Below are 25,747 nucleotides of genomic sequence, written 5' to 3'. Positions count from 1 at the left end.
TGTATTAGCCAAGCAGTAGTGGTTGAAGCAAGAAGCTCCGACTTCTATAAGTCGGAGTAGTTCACATGTTTAATCTTCTTCGATAACATGTATTTCAAGGAACAGAAAATCTGTTTCGTCCATAAAATTATCTCCGTAAAATCTGGTTTTCGAATGAGTTTTGAATTCTCTTATATTGCTGTCAAACCATATGGGCTCAGACAGATCGAATTTGTGACATGCGGCCGTTACGGCTTCGAAAATCTTTGTGGTTCTGCTTTTTTCTCCGCTGTCGGAATTATCTTCTATCACAATGTCATTTACCATGTGATTGTTATCGTCGAATGCTTTAAACCATATTCTCATATTATTCTCCCCAATTTATATCCGTCAGATAAAACAGAAACGGAATAATTACGCGGCTGTATATTGTGTATTATCAAAACATTTAAGGCATATACAATAATACGAATGTGTATATATTTTAATAAATAAATTGTGATAATAAACCTTTTTATTTTTACTGTTATCAAAGTTTAGTCATTTGTGTCCTTTACTTTAATTATAAAATTGTATAAAATAAGAAACATAATTCTAAATTTTATGATTAATTATAGAGAGGTTGGGGTTTTATGGCAAGACAAATGAAAACTATGGATGGTAATACGGCAGCGGCTCACGTATCTTATGCGTTTACCGAAGTTGCCACTATCTATCCTATTACTCCTTCTTCCCCTATGGCTGACCTTACGGATGTTTGGGCAACTCAGGGAAGAAAGAATATTTTCGGCAATCCCGTTAAATTAGTGGAACTTGAGCACGAGGGAGGCGCGGCAGGCGCATTCCACGGCTCACTTCTCGGCGGTGCTCTTACAACAACATATACGGCTTCACAGGGACTTCTCCTTATGATTCCTAATATGTTCAAAGTTGCCGGCGAGCTCCTTCCGGGCGTTATTGACGTTTCGGCAAGAGCGCTTGCTACGCACGCCCTTTCGATTTTCGGAGATCACCAGGATGTTTATGCATGTCGTCAGACAGGTTTCGCAATGCTCTGCAGCAGCAGTGTACAGGAAGCCATGGACTTGGGAGCGGTTGCTCACCTTTCCGCAATTGACGGAAGAGTTCCTTTCCTTCATTTCTTCGACGGTTTCAGAACATCTCACGAACTTCAGAAAATTGAAGTATGGGATTATGACGACCTTAAGGAAATGGTTAACATGGATGCGGTTGAGGCGTTCAGAAAGAGAGCTCTTCTTCCTGAGAGTCCTACTCTTCACGGCTCTGCTCAGAATCCTGACACATACTTCCAGGCAAGAGAGGCATGTAATCCATATTACGATGCTGTTCCGGATGTTGTTGAAAAGTACATGAACAAGGTTAATGCCAAGATTGGTACGGATTATAAGCCTTTCAACTACATCGGTGCCCCTGATGCGGAGAGAATTATCATCGCCATGGGTTCTGTATGTGAAACAATAGATGAGACAGTTGAATATCTTGTTTCAAAGGGCGAGAAGGTCGGAGCCGTTAAGGTTCGTTTATACAGACCTTTCTCAGCAAAGCATTTAATTTCAGTTATACCTAAGACTGTTAAGACAATCAATGTTATTGACAGAACAAAGGAGGCCGGTTCTGTAGGCGAACCTCTTTATCTTGATGTTGTAGCGGCATTAAGCAAGAGCGAATTGGCGGGAGTTAAGATTCTTAACGGAAGATACGGCCTTGCAGGTAAGAACACAACACCTATGGATATCATTGCAATTTTCAATAACGAAGATAAATACGATTATACCGTAGGTATCGTTGATGACCTTACAATGAAGTCTCTTGAAAGAGGCGAGCATGTAGATACCGCTCCCGCAGGAACGACATCATGTAAGTTCTGGGGCCTCGGCGCCGACGGTACCGTAGGTGCCAACAAGAACTCCATAAAGATTATCGGTGATCATACACCTATGTACGCTCAGGCGTATTTTGATTATGATTCCAAGAAGTCCGGCGGTGTTACAATTTCTCACCTTAGATTCGGTAATACTCCGATTAAGTCAACATACCTTGTGGAAAAGGCAGACTTCGTTGCATGTCACTCACCTTCTTATGTAAGAAAGTATGACATGGTTCAGGATCTTAAGGACGGAGGTACATTCCTTCTTAACTCTGAGTGGACACCTGAGAATATCGCCGACCACCTTCCGGGTCAGGTTAAGAGATATATGGCTGAACACAATATCAACTTCTACATGATCGACGGTATCAAAATCGGAAGGGAAATCGGTCTCGGTAAGAGAATCAATACGGTTCTTCAGTCGGCATTCTTCAAACTTGCCAATATTATTCCTAGTGACGAAGCAATTAAGTACATGAAGGAAAAGGCTCTTGCCTCATATGCCAAGAAGGGTGATGACGTAGTTCAGATGAACTATAAGGCTATTGATGCAGGTGCTGAAGCAATCGTTAAGGTTGAGATTCCTGAAGATTGGAAGAACTGTCCTGATGAAGATTTCTCAAAGACCGCAACAGTCGGCGATCAAAAGGTTCTTGATTATGTTAACAACATCCAGAAGAAGGTAAATGCATGTAAGGGAGATACACTTACCGTTTCAGACTTTAAGCAATATGCCGACGGTGAAATGCCACAGGGTACGGCCGCTTATGAGAAGCGTGGTATCGCGGTAGACGTTCCTGTATGGAAGCCTGAGAAATGTATCCAGTGTAACCAGTGTGCATTTGTATGTCCTCATGCCGTTATCCGTCCTGTTGTAATGACAGAGGAAGAAGCTAAGAACGCACCTGAGGGAATGCAGTATTCACCAATGACGGGTATGCCTGGATATTACTACTCAATAGTTGTATCGGTAGACGACTGTACGGGATGTGATTTGTGTTCAACACAGTGTCCGGGAAACAAAAAGTCAGATGTTCTTACAATGAAGTCATACGAGGAGAACCAGGACAAGCAGGCATTCTTCGACTATGCCGTTACTTTACCTGAAAAGGAAGAGGTATACGAGAAGTTTGCCAAGACAACGGTTAAGGGTTCACAGTTTGCACATCCATATCTTGAATTCTCGGGTGCGTGCGCAGGTTGTGGTGAAACACCTTATGCCAAGCTTATCACTCAGCTCTACGGTGATAAGATGATTATCGCAAATGCCACCGGATGTACATCAATCTGGGCAAGTTCAACACCTTCAACGCCTTATAACACAGACGTAAACGGAAGAGGTCCGGCTTGGGCTAACTCTCTGTTTGAGGACAATGCGGAGTTCGGATACGGAATGAAGCTTGCTCAGGATGCTATTAAGAGCGGTATAGTAAGAAAGCTTGAGGAACTCAACGATACAACATCCGATGAAGAGCTTAAGAAAGCAATCACGGAATACCTTGGTACATTAAATGACACTAACTTAAGTGCAAAGGCAACAGAGGAACTTATTCCGCTTCTTGAGAAGTGCGACGATCCTCTCGCTAAGGAAGTTCTCAAGGATAAGAACTTCATGTCCAAGAAGTCACACTGGATCTTCGGTGGTGACGGATGGGCATACGATATCGGATACGGCGGTGTGGATCATGTCCTTGCCGCTAACCAGGATGTAAATATGTTTGTATTTGATACGGAAGTTTATTCAAATACAGGCGGTCAGTCATCAAAGGCTTCTCCTGAAGGTTCTATCGCTCAGTTTACTGCAGCGGGTAAGGATGTTAAGAAGAAAGATCTGGCATCAATCTGTATGTCTTACGGATATATTTATGTAGCTCAGGTTGCCATGGGTGCCGATATGAATCAGTGCTTAAAGGCCATCAGAGAAGCTGAAAGCTACAACGGTCCGTCTATTATAATCGGTTATGCTCCATGTATCGCTCACGGTATCCGTAAGGGTATGGGATGGATCATGGAAGAAGAAAAGGCAGCGGTACAGTCAGGTTACTGGAACCTCTTCAGATACGATCCAAGAAGAGCTAAGAACGGTGAGAATCCGCTTGTTGTTGACAGCAAGGCTCCTAGCAAGGATTACAAGGAATTCCTTATGGGAGAGACAAGATATATCAACCTTGAGAAGAAGGATCCTGAAAGAGCTGCCAAGTTATTTACTAACGCAGCTGAAGATGCTAAAGCCAAGTATGAATACCTTAAGAAATTAAGCGAGCTTTAATTATGGATTGTCTTTGCATTTCAAGGTATTTTGATAACAGATACTTATCTGTACAATAATTATGTTTCAAATTATGATTTATCATAAACCCGAAATGTAACGATAAAAACAGCAGACCTCTGTTCTCCGAATAAAGGAGAGCGGAGGTCTGTTTTATGTTTTCTGCTGCCGTTTAGGTAACGTGTATTAAGAAATTGATAAACAGAACCGGTAAAGTCGCATATAAAAGTTAATTATGATATAATGTGAAAATATGAATTAAGGGATTATGCATATTTATATACAAATAGCATAAATTATGGTATTGGATGTATCGTTGTTCAGACGATATATTCAATCGGAAACTTGGTGTGTATATGGGAAGAGCTATTGGGATTGATTTAGGCACAACAAACAGTTGTGTGGCAATATTGGATGGAGATACGCCTAAAGTTATCGCCAATAAAGAAGGTTACAGAACAACCCCGTCGGTTGTTTCATTTATGCCGGACGGAACATATCAGATAGGTAATCCTGCGAAAAGACAGGCCGCCGTCAATCCGAAAAGAACATGTTTTTCAATAAAAAGGCAGATGGGAAGTAATTTCAGACTGAAAATAGACGGTCATGAATATTCTCCGCAGGAAGTTTCCGCTCTGATTTTAAAAAAACTGAAGGTGGATGCGGAAGAATATCTGGGCGAGGAAGTAACGGACGCCGTTATTACCGTTCCTGCATATTTTGACGACGCTCAGAGACAGGCTACGAAAGATGCGGGAAGAATAGCCGGGCTGAATGTGCTGAGAATAATCAATGAGCCTACGTCGGCGGCCCTTGCATATGGTCTGGATAATGCAAAAGAGCAAAAAATACTTGTTTTCGATCTCGGAGGAGGAACATTTGACATATCTCTAATTGAAATCGCGGACGGTGTAATAGACGTCTTATCCACATCCGGTGACAATTTCCTCGGAGGCGATGATTTTGATGAGAGAATTGTTCAGAGAATCTGCAAAGAGATAAAGAGTTTATACGGTATAAATGTTTCAAAAGATCCTGCGGTAATGTGCAGAATACACGAAGAAGCTGAGCGCGCAAAGAAAGAGCTGTCAAGTTCTCAATGCACAAAAATTACATTGCCCTACCTGGCAAAAGCAAAAGATGAAGTGATTAACTTCGAAATGACTTTGACAAGGGAAGAATTTAACAGAATAATCAGCGACCTGATAGACAGGATAGAGATTCCGGTTAACAATGCATTATCGGATTCGGGCGTTAAAAAAGATGAGATTTCAAAAGTCCTTTTGGTAGGCGGGTCAACACGAATACCGGCTGTACAGGAGAAATTGAGGGATATATTGGGAATAGAGCCTTCAAGGAATGTTAATCCCGATGAATGCGTTGCATACGGAGCTGCCATTCAGGCAAGTAAGCTGACAGGTCAAATTGCAACCGGCTCTAACGCCGACGGACTTGTTCTTATGGATGTCACCCCTTTATCTCTTTCAATAGAAACCGTAGGTAAGATTTCTAATGTACTGATACCGAGAAATACAACCATTCCCATAAGACACTCCCAAATTTTTACAACAGCGTCTAATTTTCAGACTTCAGTTGACATAAAGGTGTTTCAGGGAGAAAGAAGATTTACGAAGGATAACAGACTTTTGGGGAATTTCAGATTATCGGGAATATAAAGCGGGCGCTGGCCGGTGTACCGCAGATAGAGGTTACATTCGATATTGACGTAAACGGAATTGTAAATGTATCGGCAAGAGATCTCGGAACCGGAAAAGAACAGTCCATAACAATTACATCGTCGTCAAATCTTTCGGAAGATGAGATACAGAAGGCGATTTGGAACGCCAAGATGTATGAAAACGGCGATGATGATAAAGTTAATCTGTATAAGGAGAAAAACCGGGCATCTTCACTGATTAATAAAGCAAAGACAATGGTGGCGGAACACAGAAAAGAAATAAGCAAAGACACAAAAAGGCTTATCAAACAGGAAATAAAAGCCGTCAGCTCGTTGAATTCAAAATTTAAATTCGGCAAAAACATGGATTCGGGAAATATATCAGCCGAAACGGAAGAATTGAAGCGTGCAAATGACAGGCTGGAAGCATATATAACAGAATAAAAAGTCATTGTACGGATATGACGACAGTTTCAATGCGTCAATGTCTGAACAATGACTTTTTTTGCGGAATCATATTATATAATTATCGGTATAATAATTATTTTCTTTTTCCAGGACATCCTGAAGCGTAATGGTATTCAGATATTGTCTTATCTTATCGTCCAAACCGTCAAGAATAAACTTAAATGTGGGATTGTCTTCACTTTCGCCGTTTGCGTCTTTGGAAAAGATATTTTCCGTTACGAACCATATATCGGATATGGTAATATCTTTTGGATCCTTTGCCAGTTTATAACCGCCGTGAGCTCCTCTTACGGTGGTTAAGAAGCCGGATTTATTGAGAACTGGAATTATTTGCTCGAGATATTTTTTGGAAATATTCTTTCTCTCCGCAATATCGCTTAATGATATGGGGCCGTTATTGTCGTGTCTTGCCAAATCCAATAAAAATTCAAGAGAATATCGTCCCTTCGTGGATATTTTCATTTAATCCTCCTTATACTTATAAAACAGATGAAGGTAACCTTAATACGATATAAAATCAATTCATACATATACTATATGAATATTATACTATAATTTTATTTTATGCAATAACCGTATAAAACGGATATTGCAATGATTCAATATTATTGATTATATGTTTTTTATAACATCATACAGCTTTTCCGCCGTTATTTTGTGTGATTCTGCCGCCAGGTGTTCGCCGTCTTCGGGAGATACGCTTGCAAATGAACCTATATTTAAATACTTGTAATTGTGTTCTTTTGAGTACTTTTCCAACTTCTTGTGCAGTTTTTTCGATACTTCCAAAGAATGTAAATTGTAGTCGTCGCTTTTTGTCAGTGCATTCGATGATATAGGTGCGGGAGCCATAACAATTATCTCGGTATCCGGCTTAACGGAGAGAACGGTTTTTATTATGCTTTCCACCCCGGAGCAGATGGATGATTCACTGTTATTGAATACTTTTTTTACATCATTTGTCCCGAGGGCAACTACAAATATGTCGGGATTTGCGGCCAGCACGCTTTTCTTTATGTCTTTTATACCGCATTTTCCGGTTCTGAGAGGATCTTCAAACATTGTCGTTCTTCCGACAACTCCGTCTTCAACGACATTGTATTCAGACCCCAACAGAGTTGACAGAATACCGGTATATCTTTCCGACTCGGAAAATCTGCCGAGTCCGCCGGGGATATATCCGAATGTGTTGGAGTCTCCGAAGCAAAGAACTGTTTTCATGTTTTTCCTTTCCGTAATTTATACAAATAAATAATACAGTTTAAGTGTTTATCCGCTGTATTAATTAATATCCAAAAATATATTTGAGTAGATATTTTTATAACATAACTTTATAATCATTTAGTATATTATGTGAGATGATAACACATACTAAACTTATAGTAAATATAGTGATTAAATAAAATCAGTTATAATTATTACCTATATCCAGAGGAATTAAAGGAGATAAAATGTCGGGATCAATATTCGGTAAAAATTTTACGGCTTCAACGTGGGGCGAATCACACGGAAAAGCTGTAGGCGTATGCGTTGACGGGTGTCCAGCAGGGCTGAAATTGGATGAAGACACTATTCAGAAACAGCTTGACAGAAGAAAGCCGGGTACAAGTGAATTTGTAACCAAGCGCAATGAAAATGACAGGGTACAGATTCTTTCGGGAGTGTTCGAGGGCGTTACCACAGGTTCTCCCATACTTATGATGATTAATAACGAGGATCAGCATTCAAAAGATTACAGTAACATAAAAGACGTATACAGACCGGGGCATGCGGATTTTTCGTTTGATTCAAAGTACGGCGTAGGAATCAGGGATTACAGAGGCGGAGGAAGATCTTCGGGAAGAGAAACCATAGGCAGGGTTGCGGCGGGAGCCGTGGCGGGTCTCATACTCGACCGGCTTGGGATAAGCGTAACGGCGTATACAAAGCAAATAGGTAATATAGAAATAGATTATGATAATTTTGATTTGGAATTTGCGGGCAATTCGGCACTCTGTATGCCTGACAGAGCGGCAAGTGAAAAGGCCGGTGAATATATAAGAAAGTTAATGTCCGAAAAAGATTCATCCGGCGGAATAATAGAATGTACCGTGGACGGCATAAAGGCGGGGTTCGGAGAACCCGTATTCGATAAACTGGATGCAAATCTGGCAAAGGCGATATTCTCCATAGGAGCCGTTAAAGGCTTTGAAATCGGTGACGGATTTAAGGTTGCAAAGGCAAGAGGCTCCGAAAATAATGATGAATTTATTTCGGATAACGGCAGAATAACAAAGAGAACCAATCATTCGGGAGGCATACTCGGCGGAATATCAGACGGCAGCCAAATAATATTCAGAGCGGCATTTAAACCTACGCCGTCTGTTGCGAGAGCTCAGCAGACCGTGGACAATTCCGGTAATGAAACGGAAATAGAAATTCACGGAAGACACGATCCGTTGATTGTTCCAAGAGCGGTAGTTGTTGTAGAGTCCATGGCAAAACTTGCAATCGTGGATGAAATTATGGACGGTATGAGAAGCAGAATCAGCTTTATAAAGGAGTTTTATGAAAGATTATAATTATGAAATAATAAATACCGACAATATGGCGAAACATGCGAAATTTACCACTGTTCACGGTGAAGTTCATACACCGCTTTTCATGAATGTGGCTACGGTTGCGGCAATCAAAGGAGCCGTATCCACGGTTGATTTGAAGGAAATAGATACTCAGGTTGCTCTTGCAAATACATATCATTTACATGTTAGGACAGGAGATAAGCTCATAAAAGAGCTCGGAGGACTGCACAGGTTCATGAATTGGGACAGACCCATACTGACTGATTCAGGCGGATTTCAGGTATATTCACTTTCCAAGCTGAGAAACATATCTGAAGAAGGTGTGAAATTTGCTTCTCACATAGACGGAAGAAAAATATTTATAGGACCGGAAGAAAGTATGCAGATTCAGTCAAATCTTGCATCCACGATTGCAATGGCATTTGATGAATGTGCACCGGCAAAAGCTGAAAGGGACTATATGCAGCGTTCGGTTGACAGAACAACAAGATGGCTTGTGCGAAGCAGAGATGAAATAAACAGATTAAATTCACTTGATGATACCATTAATAAGCATCAGCTCTTATTCGGGATTAATCAGGGCGGAATATACACGGATATACGAATAGAACATGCAAAAGTTATATCTGATCTGGATCTTCCCGGATACGCCTTGGGAGGACTTGCCGTCGGGGAAAGCCATGAGGAAATGTACAATGTTTTGGATGAGACCGTTCCGTATCTTCCGAAGAATAAACCCACATATCTTATGGGAGTAGGCACTCCTGAGAATCTGCTTGAGGCGGTAGACAGAGGTGTTGATTTCTTTGACTGCGTATATCCTTCCAGAAACGGGCGACACGGTCATGTATATACAAAGTTCGGTAAAATAAACATGCTCAATAAAAAGCATGAAAAAGATATGTCGCCTATTGAAGAGGGGTGCGGGTGTGAAGCATGCAGAAATTATTCAAAGGCGTATATAAGACATTTGCTGAAGGCCGGAGAAATGCTGGGACTGAGACTGTGCGTAATGCATAATCTGTATTTTTATAATCATCTTATGGAAGATATAAGAGATGCAATAGACGGGCACAGATATTCCGCATTTAAAAAAGAACGAATAGAAATGCTGAAAAGCGGAGAAAACAGGTAATTTACTATTTTATAGACATATATGTGCATTTAGTATATACTTTTATAAATTGTAAATTTGCTCGTTATGGAGGTTAGTTATGGACGGCAACATGATAATTATATTCGTAATATATATCGGCGCATTGGTATTATTCGGATATTTTGCGGCTATCAGACCGGGAAGAAAGCGCAGAAAAGAGAGAGAAGCGCTCATGTCTAATATGAAACCGGGAGACTTTGTGCTTACAAGCAGCGGTTTCTACGGAAAAATTGTTGATATTATCGATGATACTGTAGTTGTTGAATTCGGTAATAACAGAAACTGTCGTATCTCTATGAAAAAGGACGCAATCGATCAGATTGAGCCTGCCGAAACTCAGCAGACAACATTTGTCGGAGATAAGCCTAACAAGGACGACAAATAATTAAATATTCAAACCACTCAGATCATGGCTGTTGGTTAATTGTGTATATTATCGGAAGTCGAAATGACAACCGAAATATTAAGGTCAGCACAGTTTAACCGATTGCCGTGATCTTTTTGTATACTGATTTTTGTATGTTGAAAAGGACAATTAAATATATTATGATTAAAGGTATTATTTTAACATATATAAGTAATTTCCTTATTTTATGTACATAACTTAAGTAAATGTTAAAAAAAGACTTATATATCAAATATAAAATACAGAACAGACTATATTTTTCACCGAAATATACAAAATCGTTCTGAATATTGAAATCGGGAGGCAGAAATGAACGGTAATATAACACTGATAGCAGGAGATGGAATCGGTCCGGAAATAGTTGCGGAGGCTGTTAAAGTACTTAATAAAACGGCTGAAAAGTACGGGCATACATTTTCATATAAGGAGATCCTAATGGGAGGATGTTCCATCGATGTTCACGGAGTGCCTCTTACGGATGAAGCTCTCGAAATTGCCGGAAACTCCGACGCGGTACTTCTCGGTGCCGTAGGCGGAGATGTGGGCAATTCAAGATGGTATGATATTGCTCCTAATTTAAGACCTGAAGCGGCGCTTCTTAAGATAAGAAAAGAACTCGGATTATTTGCAAATGTGCGCCCGGCATATTTATACAGAGAGCTTGCCGGTGCATGTCCTCTTAAGGAATCCATAAGCAGTAAGGGTATTGATATGGTTATTATGAGAGAGTTAACCGGCGGTCTTTACTTCGGAGACAGAAAGACGGAGGTCGTAAACGGTCTCAGAACAGCTACGGATTCTCTTGTATACAATGAGGAAGAAATAAGAAGAATAGCCGTTAAAGCATTTGATATTGCAAGAAAAAGAAGAAATACGGTTACAAGCGTGGATAAAGCCAACGTTCTTGACTCTTCAAGATTATGGAGAGCGGTGGTTGAAGAAGTTGCAAAGGATTATCCGGATGTTGAATTGAAACATATGCTTGTTGATAATGCGGCAATGCAGCTTGTAAGAGATCCGTCTCAATTTGACGTTATGCTTACGGAGAATATGTTCGGAGATATTTTATCGGATGAGGCGAGTATGGTGGCAGGATCCATCGGAATGTTGTCAAGCGCTTCTCTCAGAGCCGATAAATTCGGACTGTATGAACCAAGCCACGGATCCGCTCCGGATATTGCGGGTCTTAATAAAGCCAATCCTCTTGCAACGATTCTTTCGGCGGCTCTTATGCTCAGATATACATTTGACCTTGAGGAAGAAGCAAAGGCCATTGAAGCCGCTGTTGAAAGTGTTTTGAAAGAAGGATTCAGAACAGGAGACATATATAAAGAAGGAATGACACTTTGCTCAACAACGGAAATGGGAGACAGAGTGGCAGAGAGAATTTGACATAAGAAATATTATAAGGGGGTGCGCTATGAAAGATCACAGCAAAAACATAACACAGGGTATAGACAGAGCGCCTCAGCGCTCACTTCTTAACGCATTGGGACTTACGGCTGAGGAAATGAACAGACCTGTTGTCGGTATCGTAAACGGATATAACGAGGTTGTTCCGGGACATACGAATCTTGATAAAATAACTCAAGCCGTTAAGATGGGCGTTGCAATGGCAGGCGGAACACCTCTTGAATTTCCTGCCATAGCCGTATGCGACGGAATTGCCATGGGTCATATCGGAATGAAGTATTCACTTGTAACAAGGGATTTGATTGCGGATTCAATTGAAGCAATGGCAATCGCGCATCAGTTTGATGCTCTTGTAATGATTCCTAACTGTGATAAGACTGTTCCGGGTATGCTTATGGCTGCGGCAAGAGTTAATATACCGACGGTAGTTGTAAGCGGCGGTCCTATGTTAGCCGGAAGAGTAAAGGGAAGAAAGAGAAGTCTTTCATCAATGTTTGAGGCGGTAGGTTCATATGAAGCCGGCAAGATGACAGAAAGCGATGTTAAGGAATATGAGAACAATGCATGTCCTACATGCGGATCATGTTCAGGAATGTATACAGCCAATTCAATGAACTGTCTTACGGAAGTTCTCGGTATGGGTCTTCGCGGAAACGGTACAATTCCGGCTGTTTACTCCGAAAGACTTAAACTTGCGAAGCATGCAGGTATGGCCGTGATGAACTTACTTGAAAAAAACATCAGACCGAGAGACATTATGACAAAGGACGCCATACTCAACGCTCTTGCCATGGACATGGCACTCGGATGTTCAACAAACAGTATGCTTCATATTCCTGCAATCGCTCATGAAATAGGTTTTGATTTTGATATTAAATTTGCCAATGAAATCAGCGATAAAGTTCCTAATCTTTGCCATCTTGCACCTGCGGGACCTACATATATAGAAGATCTCAATGAAGCGGGCGGAATATATGCGGTGATGAAGGAACTTGCGGATCACGGTCTTATTAATACAGAGTGTATGACGGTTACGGGAAAGACTGTGGGAGAGAATATTGCAAATGCCGTTAATTTAGACGAGAGCGTAATCAGACCTTTCTCCAATCCATATTCAGAGACCGGTGGACTTGCGGTTTTAAGCGGCAATCTTGCTCCGGACGGCAGTGTTGTTAAGAAGTCTGCGGTGGTGGATGAAATGCTTGTTCACGAGGGACCCGCAAGAGTATTTGACTGCGAAGAGGATGCGATTGAAGCCATAAGCGGCGGAAAAATTGTTGAGGGAGATGTTGTTGTAATTCGTTATGAAGGTCCTAAGGGAGGTCCCGGCATGAGAGAAATGTTAAGACCTACATCAGCCATAGCGGGTATGGGACTCGGAAGTTCCGTAGCACTTATTACGGACGGAAGATTTTCAGGTGCATCAAGAGGCGCTTCAATCGGACATGTTTCACCGGAAGCGGCCGTGGGAGGACCTATCGCTCTTGTGGAAGAGGGGGATATAATTCAAATCGATATTCCGGGACATTCCATAAAGCTTTGCGTAAGCGATGAAGAGTTGGCGGAAAGAAGAGCAAAGTGGCAGCCTAGAGAACCTAAAGTTACAACGGGATATCTTGCAAGATATGCCGCAATGGTTACATCCGGCAACAGAGGAGCGGTACTTGAAGTTCCTAAAATCACATCATGTTACAACAGTTACAATAAATAATAACAGTACGATACGCGTTACTGATGCATATAAAAGCAGATTATTAACATCTGCATATGAATAAAAGAGGAGGTAAAATTATGCAACTGACTGGTGCGGACATAATTATAGAATGCTTGAAAGAACAGGGCGTGGATACAGTCTTCGGTTATCCCGGCGGAACGGCTCTTAATTTGTATGACGCATTATATAAGCACAGTGATGAGATAACACATTATCTGACATCTCACGAGCAGGGTGCGTCACACGCCGCAGACGGATATGCAAGAGCAACGGGTAAAGTAGGCGTTTGCTTTGCAACATCGGGTCCGGGAGCAACAAATCTTGTTACGGGAATAGCTACCGCATATATGGACTCGGTTCCAATAGTGGCAATTACATGTAATGTTGCCGTTAACGCATTGGGCAAGGACACATTCCAGGAAATAGACATAGCCGGTGTTACAATGCCGATAACAAAGCACAACTTCATCGTAAAGGATATAAAAAATCTTGCGGATACCGTAAGAAGAGCCTTTAATATCGCCGCAAGCGGAAGACCGGGACCTGTATTGGTGGATGTTACAAAGGATGTAACGGCTGCGCTTTATGAGTATGAGAAAAAGGAACCTTTACCTATTGAAAGAGGCGGAGACATTAATGAAGCGGATGTTGTATCAGCCGTAGAACTCATTAAGGAAGCCAAAAAGCCTTTCATCGTTGTGGGCGGCGGAATTACCGTTTCAAATGCATCTGACGAGCTTAAGGAATTTGTTGAAAAGGTGGATTCTCCGATATGTGAAACTCTTATGGGAAAGGGATCGTTTGATTCCAACAATTCACTTTATACGGGAATGATAGGAATGCATGGTTCAAAGGCATCCAATCTCGGAGTTTCAAGATGCGATCTCCTTGTTGTTATAGGAGCGCGATTCTCAGACAGAGTTACGGGCAATGCGGGAACATTTGCCAAAAATGCAAAAATTATTCACATTGACATTGATCCTGCCGAAATTAATAAAAATGTTGATACAGCTGCAAGCATTATCGGAGATGCCAAAGAAGTATTGAAGAAAATCAACAAAATACTCCCTAAACAGGATCACGGAGCATGGATTGAAGAAATAAACGGGATAAAGAACAAATTCCCTCTTCCTCTTATTACCGAAAGATTGAACGGACCGCTTATAATCAGAAAACTCTATGAAATAACAAAGGGAGATGCAATCGTAACAACAGATGTAGGTCAGCATCAGATGTGGGCGGCACAGTACTATAATTTCACAAAACCAAGAAAGTTCCTTACTTCAGGCGGACTCGGAACCATGGGATACGGACTGGGTGCAGCAATAGGAGCAAAGGTGGGAAAACCGGACGACATAGTTGTAAATGTTGCCGGTGACGGATGTTTCCGAATGAACATGAACGAGCTTGCCACGGCATCGAGATATAATATTCCCGTAATAGATATCGTAATTAATAACCATGTTTTGGGAATGGTAAGGCAATGGCAGACTCTTTTCTATGACAAGAGATATTCCAATACAACACTTGAGGATAAGACAGACTTTGTAAAGGTTTCCGAAGGACTCGGAGCGAAAGCATACAGAGTTACAACCATAGAGGAATTTGAAAAGGCGCTTAAAGAAGCAATAGAGCTTAACGAACCGGCAATGATAGAGTGTATAATTCACAACGACGATAAGGTTTATCCTATGGTTTCGCCGGGCGGTAACATTGCGGATGCATTTGACGAAAACGATATTAAAAACAGGAAGTAATTCCATAATTATTAATGCATATAAAACAAAAATGAAGTAATATAAAAGTATAATTATATTAGTATACATTATCACTATATAGGAGGAGAAAATATGTCACGAGTTTTTAATTTCAGTGCCGGACCGGGGATGCTTCCTGTTGAAGTATTGGAAGAAGCCGCAGCGGAAATGCTTGATTACAGGGGTACAGGCGAATCCGTAATGGAGATGAGCCATCGTTCAAAGGAATACGGTGAAATTATTCAGACCGCGGAAGCCGACTTCAGGGAATTATTGGGACTTCCCGACAACTATAAGGTTTTATTCCTTCAGGGCGGAGCATCAACACAGTTTGCAATGATTCCGATGAACTTTATGAAGAATAAAAAAGCGGCTTATATTATCACGGGTCAGTGGGCAAAGAAGGCATATAAAGAAGCACAGATTTACGGTGACGCAATTGCGGTTGCTTCTTCGGAAGATAAGACATTTTCATATATTCCGGATTGCTCTGATCTTGATATACCGGAAGATGCCGATTATGTATATATTTGCGAGAACAATACAATTTACGGTACAAAATTTAAAGAACTTCCAAATACAAAGGGACATAATTTAATTGCCGATGTATCATCATGTTTCTTATCAGAACCTATGGACGTGGAGAAATATGCCATGTTCTACGGCGGAGCTCAGAAAAATGTAGGACCTGCAGGCGTTGTTATTGCCGCAATTCGTGAAGACCTTATTACGGAAGATACACTTCCGGGAACACCTACAATGCTTAAATATAAGACTCATGCGGATAGTAACTCAATGTACAATACTCCGCCATGTTACAATATCTACATTTGCGGAAAGGTATTCCAGTGGATTAAGAGAAACGGCGGTCTTCAGGGAATGAAAGAGAGAAACGAGATTAAGGCTAAGGTTCTCTATGACTTCCTGGATAACAGTAAGTTATTCAAGGGAACTGTAGAAAAGAATTCAAGATCTCTTATGAATGTACCTTTTGTTACCGGCAGTGATGAACTTAATGCAAAGTTTATTGCGGAAAGTAAGGCAGCAGGTCTCATTAACCTTAAGGGACACCGTACCGTAGGAGGAATGAGAGCTTCCATTTATAATGCAATGCCTCTTGAGGGAGTTAAAGCTTTAGTTGAATTCATGGATAAGTTTGAAAAGGAGAATGCATAATGAGCATAAATATTCATTGCCTCAATAATATTTCAAGTGTCGGATTGGACCTGCTTCCTGACAGCTACAATAAAGATGCGGCTTTGGAAGAAGCTAACGCTATTCTTGTAAGAAGCGCAAAGATGCATGATATGGAATTAGGCGAAGGCGTAATTGCGGTTGCAAGAGCCGGCGCGGGCGTAAATAACATCCCGCTTGATAAATATGCGGAAAAGGGCATTGTGGTATTTAACACACCGGGTGCCAACGCCAACGCCGTAAAGGAAGAAGTTATTGCAGCCATGCTTATGGCTTCCAGAGATTACATCGGCGGCAACGAGTGGGTAAAGGCAAATGCGGAAGACCCTGACATTGCAAAGACTGCAGAAAAGGCTAAAAAGCAGTTTGCGGGTACTGAGATTTACGGTAAGAAACTCGGAGTAATCGGACTCGGTGCAATAGGAAGACTTGTTGCCAATGCAGCTGTTGAATTGGGAATGGAAGTTTACGGATACGATCCATACTTATCCGTAAGCGCCGCATGGGCCATTTCAAGAAAGGTAAACCATATTTCCGATGTTAACGACATATTCAGGGAATGTGATTTTATTACCATTCATGTACCTGCTCTTGATTCAACAAAGGGAATGGTAGGAAAGGAAGCTTTTGAGCTTATGAAGAACGGCACGGTTATTATTAACTGTGCAAGAGATATTCTTGTTGATGAAGCTGAGCTTCTTAAGGCAATCGAAGCGGGCAAAGTTAAGAAATATGTTACGGACTTTGCCAATCCTACGGTAGTTAATAATGACAATATCATTGTTCTCCCTCACTTGGGAGCTTCAACCGAAGAAGCTGAAGACAACTGTGCGATTATGGCTGTTAATGAAATTCGTGATTTTGTTGAGAACGGAAATATCGTTAATTCCGTAAATTACCCTGCATGTGACATGGGCGTATGCGCTGCAGAGGGAAGAATCACGATTTGTCATAAAAACATACCTACGGTTCTCAGCAAGATTACATCTGTTATCGGAGAAGCCGGCGTTAACATTTCCGATTTAACAAATAAATCAAGAAATGATTATGCATATACAATTCTTGACCTTGACTCTGCGGGGGATAAAGCTCTTATCGAAAAGCTTGAAGAGGTTGAAGGAGTTATCAGAGCAAGAATTATAAAGTAATTTACGTTTAAGTGCGGAAATACAGCTGAAGAACAAACAGATCCTAAATTAAAAAATCATCTTAATCTCGTATATGAGACTAAGATGATTTTTTTTAGATGACTTATTAAATTATGATTATTTGATACCCTGAACTTCCTTTATTGCGGCAAGGAGATCGGAATATTCTTCATATGCTTTAATATGCGGATGTTCTTTGATTATTGCATCGGTACTTTTAAATAAAAATCCCGCTTTGCTCTGACCGATCATACCGATATCATTATATGAATCTCCTGCGGCAACCGTTTCGTAGCCTAATGACTGAAGAGCCTTAACCGTAGTTAATTTGGCATCTCCCGGAAGTCGCATAACAAATCCCGTAATTGTTCCGTCCTTGTCAACTTCAAGAGAATTGCAGAAAAGCATAGGATAGTCCAATTTTTTCATAAGCGGAGTCGCAAATTCCTGGAATGTATCGGAAATGACAACAACCTGAGAGAAAGAGCGAAGTTCGTCCAAGAACTCTTTTGCTCCTTCTTTTGGGCTCATTTGTGCAATTGTCTCCTGAATATCCTTAAGCTTTAAATTATGTTTTTTAAGAATACCGATTCTGTAATCCATAAGCTTATGGTAGTCCGGTTCATCTCTGGTAGTTACAAGTAATTCATCAATTCCGCGCGCTTTTGCAAATTCGATCCAAATTTCCGGAACGAGAGGACCTTCCATGTCCAAGCATGTAATAAACATAATAAATAATCCTTTCTCTAAAAGTGGGTAAAAGCTATAGTTAATCAAAAATTTAAGTAAAAATATAACATGGAGTATACAGTAAAAATATGCGTTTGTAAAATCGTACGTAAGGTCTGAGTTTTTTCGTATGCTTATTCGGTTAATACATGTTATTCGGCATCGAGAGTGTTGTCACGGCTGTATTTTATTCTTTTCATTAATTATTTATTTGAGTATTGTTAAGCCGTTAAACTATAATATAAGTTATAAATATATATTTAACCGTTAGGAGGATAAAAGTATGGGATTTTTAGAGAATATAGGTAAGAAGATCGGTGACGTAAGCGGCAAGGCGGTTGAAAGAACAAAGCAATACACCGATATCTCATCAACAAATTATAAAATAAAGGAAAGTGAGAAGGAATTAAAGGATCTCTATGCTAAAATCGGCGAGGCATATGTTAACAAATTCGGAGATGAAGCCGATGAAGAATTAAAGGAAAATGTTGACGCCGTTAAGGAACTTAAGCAGAAAATAGATGAATTAAACGATCATTTAAGCGATGTTAAAGCGGCAAAAGACGGCAATAAGAGATGTGAACACTGCGGAGAAATTATTCCGATAGATGCAAAGTTTTGTACGAAATGCGGTAAAGAAACGGGACAGGCAGATGAGGACGGAAACCTTATAGAGGAATCGACGGATGTAAAAGAGTGCCCCGAATGCCATGCGGTTATTAAAGACAATGCAGATGTATGTCCTGCATGCGGTGCAAAAGTAAATGAGTGAAATATATATACATATACCGTTTTGCAACAGTAAATGTATCTATTGCGATTTTCTCTCAGGCAAAGCCGATGAAAGTGTTCATTCAAAGCTGACTGACGCAATGTGCAGAGAGTTATATTATCGTAAAAATATGATTAATGATAATATAACGAGTATATTTATAGGAGGAGGAACACCCTCCTCCGTTTCCTCGGCATTGATAAGCAGGTTACTTGACACTGTTTATCAATATTATTCAGTGGAAAAAGAGGCAGAGATTACATTAGAATCAAATCCCGGAACATTGACTTTAGAAAAGCTGTCAGCATATAAAAATATCGGAATTAACAGATTAAGTATGGGATTACAGTCATCTGACGACGATGAATTAAAGATGCTCGGAAGAATACATACATTCGGAGAATTTCTGAAAAATTATGATTTGGCAAGGGAAACGGGGTTTGACAATATCAACATAGATATTATGCAGTCTCTGCCGTTTCAGACTGCGGATAAATATAAAAAAACATTGGAACGGGTAATAAGCTTAAGACCTGAACATATTTCTTCATACAGCCTTATTGTGGAGGAGGGAACACCTCTTTTTAACAGAACTGATTTATTGAAACACTTGCCTGATGAAGACACGGAAAGAGAGATTTATTATCTTACAAATGAGTTGCTGTCCGAAAACGGTTATATTCACTATGAAATATCAAATTATGCGCTTGAATCAAGAGAGTGTAAGCATAATCTGGGATACTGGAACAGAGACAACTATATCGGAATAGGGGTAGGCGCATCGTCACTTGTTCGTGATTTCAGATTCGCTAATATAAGAGATATAAACAGATATACGGAACTTACGGAATATTATTCGGGGGTTTTCTCGGAACAGTCATGGATAGATAAAGACAGTATTGAAGAATTAAGTGAGAAGGATAAAATGTCTGAATTTATGTATCTCGGTCTGAGGAAAACAGAAGGAATATGTTCGGATACATTTAATAATGAATTTAATATATGCATTGAAGAGATATTCGGAGACGTATTGAATAAATATATAAATCTGGAACTTATGAAAAGAACGGATAAGGGATATGCATTGACTGACAGAGGAGTCGATATAAGTAATTATGTATTAGCGGATTTTATATTGGAATAAAACCCTATTAAATGCTTTAAACATTTTAAAAACATATCCAAAAGGCTGTATTTTGACAAATGTAAAAAGAATTTAGCAGGGTTCATTAAAAAAAGTCAGAAAGCCTGTTTCATTTGTTTTTGTCATTCAAATGCATAAGCTGAATATAATTTTTTGGAGTAGTACCCAGAAATTCTCTGAACTCTCTCAGAAAATGAGCAGGGTCGTTATAGCCATATTTTTTTGATAACTCTATATTGGTTTTGTGAGGAGAGCCGTGCATATCGCTTAAAACAGCTTGTATTCGCAGATATTTCATATAATCTTTAGGTGAGTATCCAAAACTGTCTTTGAATAACCTGCTTATATATCTTGGCGTAAAGTCCAGATCCAAAGCTATTTTAGAAACTGTTTCATCGTAATCAGCTGCTTTAATGGCTTTTTTTATTGCGTTTCCGGATGAGCCGGTCTCAAGCAAACGCTTCGAGTTCTTTAAGTATGACAGAAATATTTTACATTTCCTCGAAAATGATTCGGCTTTCCTGAAGTTGCTGATAAGGTTGTATTCATAGGAATTGCCTGTAGGAAAATAATGGAAAATATTGTCTACAAGTTTTGCGTGGGGTATATTCGGAGCGTCGGTTTCAATAAATACGGAATCGTCATCAAAGCGAATTCCGAATATATGATCATAATGGGGCAAATCCATGGAAAAAAGTTCCGTGGACGGACCTACACCTATGAATTCCGAAGCACCCGTAAAAAATGTGCTGTCATTGTAGCATATAAGCCAGTCTACATACGGAGAAGCTATAAATGTAAGATTAATGGCTTTATTGGTAGTGGCAGACAGCTCATAGCATCTTATATGGTACGGATTTTTAATTTCCTCATTGTTAACCAATATTATATTGTCATGCGTATTGATATATGGCTGTAGAAGTTGCAGATTGTTCATGTTCAATACCTTTAATATGTTATATCAATACCTTTAAATATGTTGCATATTTAAGTGTATTATAGCATAGTATGTTATCTGTTTTACAAAGGTTTTTATATAAAAATATTGACAATAAATGTTTGCGGTTCTATAATACAAACATATTTTCGATTACATTATTCTATTATACGTTTCTGTATATTTTCATTTTTAATTTTTATATTTAACAATTGAATACATAAAAGGAGGTATCAGTTGGCTGAGAAAATCAATATTTTGATAAGCGATACCGATTATCTGATGAATTTTTCCAATGCATTAAGTGCCTGTTTGGGTAATGATTATGAGATTTCATCATTTTCCGATTCGGATATTTATTTATCCGATAACAGTGAACCGTCACTGCTGATTGCGTCGGATGACGAAGCTTTCCGGGAGATAATCAATTCTCATAAGGGACATATACTTTTATTGGGAAAAGACGAACATGAATCACATGTAAACGGTGATGTTTTATCGGTATATAATCCCGTATCAACCATAATCGGAAAAATATATGAAATTTTTGAAGAGGGTACGGAAAATGATGACGGCACTTCTGACGAAAGTGACGACAGTACTCCGGAGATTATTTGCATCATGGGTTTTTGCGGTGTTCATGAGAGAAATGAATATTCAATGAACACTGCGCGGGCAGAAAGTGCAAAGGGACGGGTTCTATATATCAATATGGATGAATTCAGTCCGTTGAGAAATGATCTGTCGGTTCCTCTGGATACAGATATTTCCGATGCGCTGTATATATATCGGGAAAACGGATTTGTATATACGGATAAATTGCAATCGGTTATCAATTCTTACGGAGAATTTGATGTAATAATGCCTACAGCATGTCCCGATGATTTATGTGAAACCGACGCGGAAACTTTAAGCAGGCTGGTTAGAGACATAGGCGGGAACATGGGATATCGCGAAGTGATAATAGATGTCGGATGCACGGTATATAAATATTGGGAAATGATAGGTATATCAGACAGGACATATATAATTTTTGACGAAAAAGAGAGAAACAGGCAGGCACTTTTATTTGAATATTTAGAGAAGACAGACAGATCTTCATATATAAGAAAGACGGTTTGTTTACCGACGGAATGTGAGGATGAGTAAAGAAGAGATAATAAGTTATATAAGAAACAGAATCTACAAATATATAGATGTAGACGACGAATGTACGGATGAGTATATAAGGGAGAGAATAAGCCGTGAAATTCACCTGTTTTCCAAAGATAACATTATTTCGGTTAATGACAGGGAATATATAAGTAAAAGAGTTTTTGATTCTATAAGAGGGTTGGATGTTTTGGAATCTTTTCTTCGTGATGACGATATTACGGAAATAATGGTAAACGGCACCGAAAATATATTTATAGAAAAATCAGGCAGCATATACCAATCCGATGTTCATTTTGAAGACGAAAAGAGATTGAATGACACGGCTCTCAGAATAGCTTCAAAATCAAACAAAATCGTAAATGCCAAAAATCCGATATTGGATACCGTATTGGATGACGGATCCAGAGCATGTGTTGTGCTGTATCCCGTTTCAAAAAACGGAACTTCAATTACGATAAGAAGGTTCTACGATAATCCGCTGACCATGGAGGATTTAATAAAGATCGGGACTATATCCGAAGAAGCGGCAAATTATTTAATAACTGCAGTTAAAAGTAAAAAAAATATTTTCATAAGCGGCGGAACAGGCTCCGGAAAGACAACTCTGTTGGGGATATTGGGGAATTATATAGCGGAGGATGAAAGAGTTGTGACCATAGAGGACTCCGCGGAATTAAATCTCTTCAGAATCAAAAACTGGGTAAGGCTTGAAACAAAGGGAATCAATGCATCCGGAGACGGAGAAATAACCATAAGAAGGCTTATTAAAACAGCTCTCAGAATGAGACCGGACAGGCTGATTGTCGGCGAAGTGAGAGGCGATGAGGCTATAGACATGTTGCAGGCTTTAAATACGGGCCATGCCGGATCTCTGTCAACCGGTCATGCAAACAGTGCGAAAGATATGATATCAAGGCTGGAGACAATGGTTTTATATGGTATGGATATACCTGTTCAGGCTATAAGGGGACAGATTGCTTCCGCTCTGGATATTATTGTTCATCTCAGCCGAATAAAGGATAAAAGCAGGAAGGTTATGGAGATAAGCCGGATATCCGGTATATGCAACGGTCAGATAGTTTTAAGTCCGGTTTATAAATTCGAGGAAATCGAAACGGAAGGAGGGAAGACGTCGGGTGAACTTAAGTATGTTCAGGAATGACATTTTCACAAAAAAATGCATAAAACCGTATGAACATATAATAATCTGTTCTGTCGGATGTATATTGTCGGTTGTGCTGGGTATTACATTTTACGATGTATGGTGGAGCGGTGTTGTATTTATACCGTTTACGGTTTACCTGGTCAATGTATTAAAAAAGGAGATTACCGAAAAAAGAAAACAGAAGGAGAGAAAAATATTTCTGGACGGTTTGGAATTAATGTTATTGTCCCTTGAAACAGGATTATCGGACGAGAATTCATATATAAATGCCGGAGAAAAGCTTATTGAGGTTAATCCGAAATCCGTAACCGCGCAAATATGGTACTCATCCGGGGCAAGATTATTGAGAAATGAAACATTAGATGATATTTTATATGATTTTGCGGACAATACGGGAATGGAAGAAATAAGTGAATTCAGAGATATTTATATGATTGCAAAAGTAAGCGGAGGGAATTTAATTGAAATTATCGAAACAATTATTGACAGATCCAATGACAGATCCGAGGTGGAAAGAGAGATAAGGATAATTATAAGCGGTAAGAGATTTGAAGAGCGAATAATGTGTCTTATGCCGTTTATGATGATTATCTATTTAAGAAGCAGCGGTAATTTTATTAATTCTCTCTACGGCAACATACAGGGTGTGATTATCATGAGTATATGTGCATTTGTGTATGTTATCGCATTTGTGAGGGCAGAGAAAATTGTGGATATACGGTTATAGAAGCTAATGAGCATATCTGGAAAAACAAAGAAGTTATTGTTATTTACAGCCATAATAACGGCATTATTTGTGTTTTTGACTATTTACTCGGGAGGGGGCAAGGAGAAAATAACTTTTTTGCTCAGACCGCAGGATTCTTCCGAAAAATATGAATTGGAAGCATATGTAGGCGGAGAAATCATAGACATTGAAGGAGACATAGGAAAAAGAAAATATACGGGCGAAGAAGCGAAGTCAGAGTTAAAAAAACTGTCTGACAATATGAATGAATTAATACTCGGAAATAATAAAAGTTTAAATGAAGTAAGAGAAAAATTAAATTTAATAACGGAAGATAAAACTACGGGTGCAAGACTGGAATGGTCAACCGATAATTATGATATTTGTACATACGACGGCTATATTAATAATGAAGAATTTGATAACGGTGAAAGCGTAAATGTAACGCTGTATTGTATTATGACTCTCGGAGATGAAGAGCTTGCCGGAACATATAATATAAAGGTTGTTTCCCCTCTTATGAACGAAGAATTAAGCAATAAGAAGAGAATACAGGATGAGATACAAAAAAATGACATGGCTGCGGCAAACGAAGATAAAGTAGATCTTCCGGGTGTCGTAGACGGTAAACATGTTGAGTATATAAATAAACAAAACGGAAAATCCCCTGTTTTAATAGTTATATTGGGGTTTGCCGCATCCGCCTTTCTTATTGCAAAGGAATATCAGGATAAAAGAAATTATGAGAAAAACAGAAAGTATGAACTTACGGCGGATTATCCGAGCATTACAACAAAACTGTATCTGCTTATATACGCCGGAGGGACAATAATATCATCGTTTGAACATATAGTAAGGGAGTATGATAACAACATTAAAAGGGGACATATGAAGCCGAGGGCCGCATATGAACAAATGAAAAAGTGCCTCAATAATATTAATAATGGTATGGGAGAAGCAAAAAGTTATATTAAGTGGGGTAATGATTGCGGGATTAATGAGTATAAAAGATTAGGGTCATATTTGTCCGAATATTTAAAAAAAGGAACGGGAGATCTGAAAAAGAAATTGCGTCAGCTGTCATCTGAGAGTATGGAAACGGCTGCCGCAAATGCAAAAGAAAGGGGTGAAAAGGCAGGATCAAAGCTTGTGGTTCCCATGATTGCCATGCTGTTTACGGTTATGGTAATCGTTATAGTTCCCGCATTTGATTCTTTTTCCGTGTAGCTGATAAACATATTTTATTTAAGGAGGCATTATGATTGGAAAAATAAAAGAAACCTTAACGAATAAAATTTTTTACATAAAAGAGCGAATAAGATCACATTTCATTAATGTTTGGAAAAGAGAAGACGGAATGGGAGTTGTGGAAGTGATTTTGATTACCGTTGTCCTCATTGCTCTTGTAATTATTTTCAAAAAACAAATTTCAAGTGTGGTAAATACAATTTTATCAAAGATGTCAAATCAGGCTAATCAAGTTTAAA

21 protein-coding genes and 1 pseudogene are annotated in these 25,747 nt (G+C 39.5%); 17 read left to right on the top strand and 5 right to left on the bottom strand.

Annotation, left to right across the window (positions count from 1 at the left end; genetic code table 11):
• Positions 1–69: 69 nt before the first annotated feature.
• A complete protein-coding gene (locus ACYQ1N_RS01210; protein ID WP_459831746.1) occupies positions 70–345 on the bottom strand; it encodes a hypothetical protein in 276 nt (91 codons plus the stop codon).
• Positions 346–611: 266 nt separating this feature from the next.
• On the opposite strand from ACYQ1N_RS01210, the gene nifJ reads away from it, so the two are divergent.
• Positions 612–4,136 carry a pyruvate:ferredoxin (flavodoxin) oxidoreductase gene (gene nifJ, locus ACYQ1N_RS01205; RefSeq protein WP_459831744.1) on the top strand — a complete coding sequence of 1,175 codons (3,525 nt, stop codon included), beginning with the start codon at positions 612–614 and terminating at the stop codon, positions 4,134–4,136.
• 356 nt (positions 4,137–4,492) lie between these two features.
• Positions 4,493–6,258, top strand: a pseudogene (gene dnaK, locus ACYQ1N_RS01200) (molecular chaperone DnaK).
• Between the two features lie 69 nt (positions 6,259–6,327).
• Here the strand turns inward: dnaK and ACYQ1N_RS01195 are convergent.
• A complete protein-coding gene (locus tag ACYQ1N_RS01195; RefSeq protein ID WP_459831741.1) occupies positions 6,328–6,744 on the bottom strand; it encodes an RrF2 family transcriptional regulator in 417 nt (138 codons plus the stop codon).
• A 150-nt stretch (positions 6,745–6,894) separates the two neighbouring features.
• Positions 6,895–7,503, bottom strand: coding sequence for a GDSL-type esterase/lipase family protein (locus ACYQ1N_RS01190; RefSeq protein WP_459831739.1), 609 nt, complete (start codon positions 7,501–7,503; stop codon positions 6,895–6,897).
• A 230-nt stretch (positions 7,504–7,733) separates the two neighbouring features.
• On the opposite strand from ACYQ1N_RS01190, the gene aroC reads away from it, so the two are divergent.
• The 8 genes from aroC (at position 7,734) to ACYQ1N_RS01150 (ending at position 17,631) form a co-directional block, all read left to right on the top strand.
• Positions 7,734–8,843, top strand: a complete 1,110-nt coding sequence (gene aroC / locus ACYQ1N_RS01185; protein WP_459831737.1) for a chorismate synthase — start codon at positions 7,734–7,736, stop codon at positions 8,841–8,843.
• Positions 8,830–9,978, top strand: coding sequence for a tRNA guanosine(34) transglycosylase Tgt (gene tgt / locus ACYQ1N_RS01180; RefSeq protein WP_459831734.1), 1,149 nt, complete (start codon positions 8,830–8,832; stop codon positions 9,976–9,978). Before aroC ends, tgt begins: the two co-directional genes overlap by 14 nt.
• Before the next feature lie 79 nt (positions 9,979–10,057).
• Complete coding sequence (yajC, locus tag ACYQ1N_RS01175; RefSeq protein WP_459831731.1) at positions 10,058–10,384, top strand: preprotein translocase subunit YajC; 327 nt, start codon at positions 10,058–10,060, stop codon at positions 10,382–10,384.
• A gap of 330 nt (positions 10,385–10,714) precedes the next feature.
• Entirely contained in the window at positions 10,715–11,797 is a 1,083-nt protein-coding gene (gene leuB, locus ACYQ1N_RS01170) for a 3-isopropylmalate dehydrogenase (RefSeq protein ID WP_459831728.1), read from the top strand.
• Between the two features lie 28 nt (positions 11,798–11,825).
• The gene (gene ilvD, locus ACYQ1N_RS01165; RefSeq protein WP_459831726.1) at positions 11,826–13,529 is read left to right on the top strand and encodes a dihydroxy-acid dehydratase; all 1,704 of its coding nucleotides are present in this window, start codon (positions 11,826–11,828) and stop codon (positions 13,527–13,529) included.
• A gap of 77 nt (positions 13,530–13,606) precedes the next feature.
• Positions 13,607–15,289: a biosynthetic-type acetolactate synthase large subunit gene (gene ilvB / locus ACYQ1N_RS01160; RefSeq protein ID WP_459831759.1), complete on the top strand. Its 1,683-nt coding sequence runs from the start codon at positions 13,607–13,609 to the stop codon at positions 15,287–15,289.
• Positions 15,290–15,382: 93 nt separating this feature from the next.
• On the top strand, positions 15,383–16,465 hold the full coding sequence (gene serC, locus ACYQ1N_RS01155; protein ID WP_459831724.1) for a 3-phosphoserine/phosphohydroxythreonine transaminase: 1,083 nt from the start codon (positions 15,383–15,385) through the stop codon (positions 16,463–16,465).
• On the top strand, positions 16,465–17,631 hold the full coding sequence (locus tag ACYQ1N_RS01150) for a phosphoglycerate dehydrogenase (RefSeq protein WP_459831722.1): 1,167 nt from the start codon (positions 16,465–16,467) through the stop codon (positions 17,629–17,631). The genes serC and ACYQ1N_RS01150 overlap by 1 nt, the downstream gene beginning before the upstream one ends.
• 117 nt (positions 17,632–17,748) lie before the next feature.
• Here ACYQ1N_RS01150 and thrH read toward each other — a convergent pair whose 3' ends face one another.
• On the bottom strand, positions 17,749–18,360 hold the full coding sequence (gene thrH / locus ACYQ1N_RS01145) for a bifunctional phosphoserine phosphatase/homoserine phosphotransferase ThrH (RefSeq protein ID WP_459831719.1): 612 nt from the start codon (positions 18,358–18,360) through the stop codon (positions 17,749–17,751).
• Between the two features lie 283 nt (positions 18,361–18,643).
• Between thrH and ACYQ1N_RS01140 the strand changes: the two genes are divergently transcribed.
• Positions 18,644–19,132 carry a zinc ribbon domain-containing protein gene (locus ACYQ1N_RS01140; RefSeq protein WP_459831717.1) on the top strand — a complete coding sequence of 163 codons (489 nt, stop codon included), beginning with the start codon at positions 18,644–18,646 and terminating at the stop codon, positions 19,130–19,132.
• The gene (hemW, locus tag ACYQ1N_RS01135) at positions 19,125–20,276 is read left to right on the top strand and encodes a radical SAM family heme chaperone HemW (protein ID WP_459831715.1); all 1,152 of its coding nucleotides are present in this window, start codon (positions 19,125–19,127) and stop codon (positions 20,274–20,276) included. Before ACYQ1N_RS01140 ends, hemW begins: the two co-directional genes overlap by 8 nt.
• Before the next feature lie 109 nt (positions 20,277–20,385).
• Here the strand turns inward: hemW and ACYQ1N_RS01130 are convergent, their stop codons facing one another.
• Positions 20,386–21,213 carry a helix-turn-helix domain-containing protein gene (locus ACYQ1N_RS01130; RefSeq protein ID WP_459831712.1) on the bottom strand — a complete coding sequence of 276 codons (828 nt, stop codon included), beginning with the start codon at positions 21,211–21,213 and terminating at the stop codon, positions 20,386–20,388.
• A 237-nt stretch (positions 21,214–21,450) separates the two neighbouring features.
• Here ACYQ1N_RS01130 and ACYQ1N_RS01125 point away from each other — a divergent pair, with 237 nt between their 5' ends.
• From ACYQ1N_RS01125 to ACYQ1N_RS01105, 5 genes are read left to right on the top strand one after another with little or no spacing between them, the layout of a single operon-like run.
• Entirely contained in the window at positions 21,451–22,362 is a 912-nt protein-coding gene (locus ACYQ1N_RS01125) for a hypothetical protein (RefSeq protein ID WP_459831710.1), read from the top strand.
• Positions 22,355–23,530: a TadA family conjugal transfer-associated ATPase gene (locus ACYQ1N_RS01120; protein WP_459831707.1), complete on the top strand. Its 1,176-nt coding sequence runs from the start codon at positions 22,355–22,357 to the stop codon at positions 23,528–23,530. The genes ACYQ1N_RS01125 and ACYQ1N_RS01120 overlap by 8 nt, the downstream gene beginning before the upstream one ends.
• On the top strand, positions 23,505–24,260 hold the full coding sequence (locus tag ACYQ1N_RS01115; RefSeq protein WP_459831704.1) for a type II secretion system F family protein: 756 nt from the start codon (positions 23,505–23,507) through the stop codon (positions 24,258–24,260). Before ACYQ1N_RS01120 ends, ACYQ1N_RS01115 begins: the two co-directional genes overlap by 26 nt.
• A gap of 6 nt (positions 24,261–24,266) precedes the next feature.
• Positions 24,267–25,487 (top strand): hypothetical protein, encoded by a 1,221-nt coding sequence (locus ACYQ1N_RS01110; protein ID WP_459831702.1) that lies wholly within the window; start codon positions 24,267–24,269, stop codon positions 25,485–25,487.
• Between the two features lie 31 nt (positions 25,488–25,518).
• Positions 25,519–25,746 (top strand): Flp1 family type IVb pilin, encoded by a 228-nt coding sequence (locus tag ACYQ1N_RS01105; protein ID WP_459831700.1) that lies wholly within the window; start codon positions 25,519–25,521, stop codon positions 25,744–25,746.
• Position 25,747 lies beyond the last annotated feature (1 nt).

Source organism: Howardella ureilytica (assembly GCF_054657495.1).
This window is presented reverse-complemented; position numbering and strand designations above follow the sequence as displayed.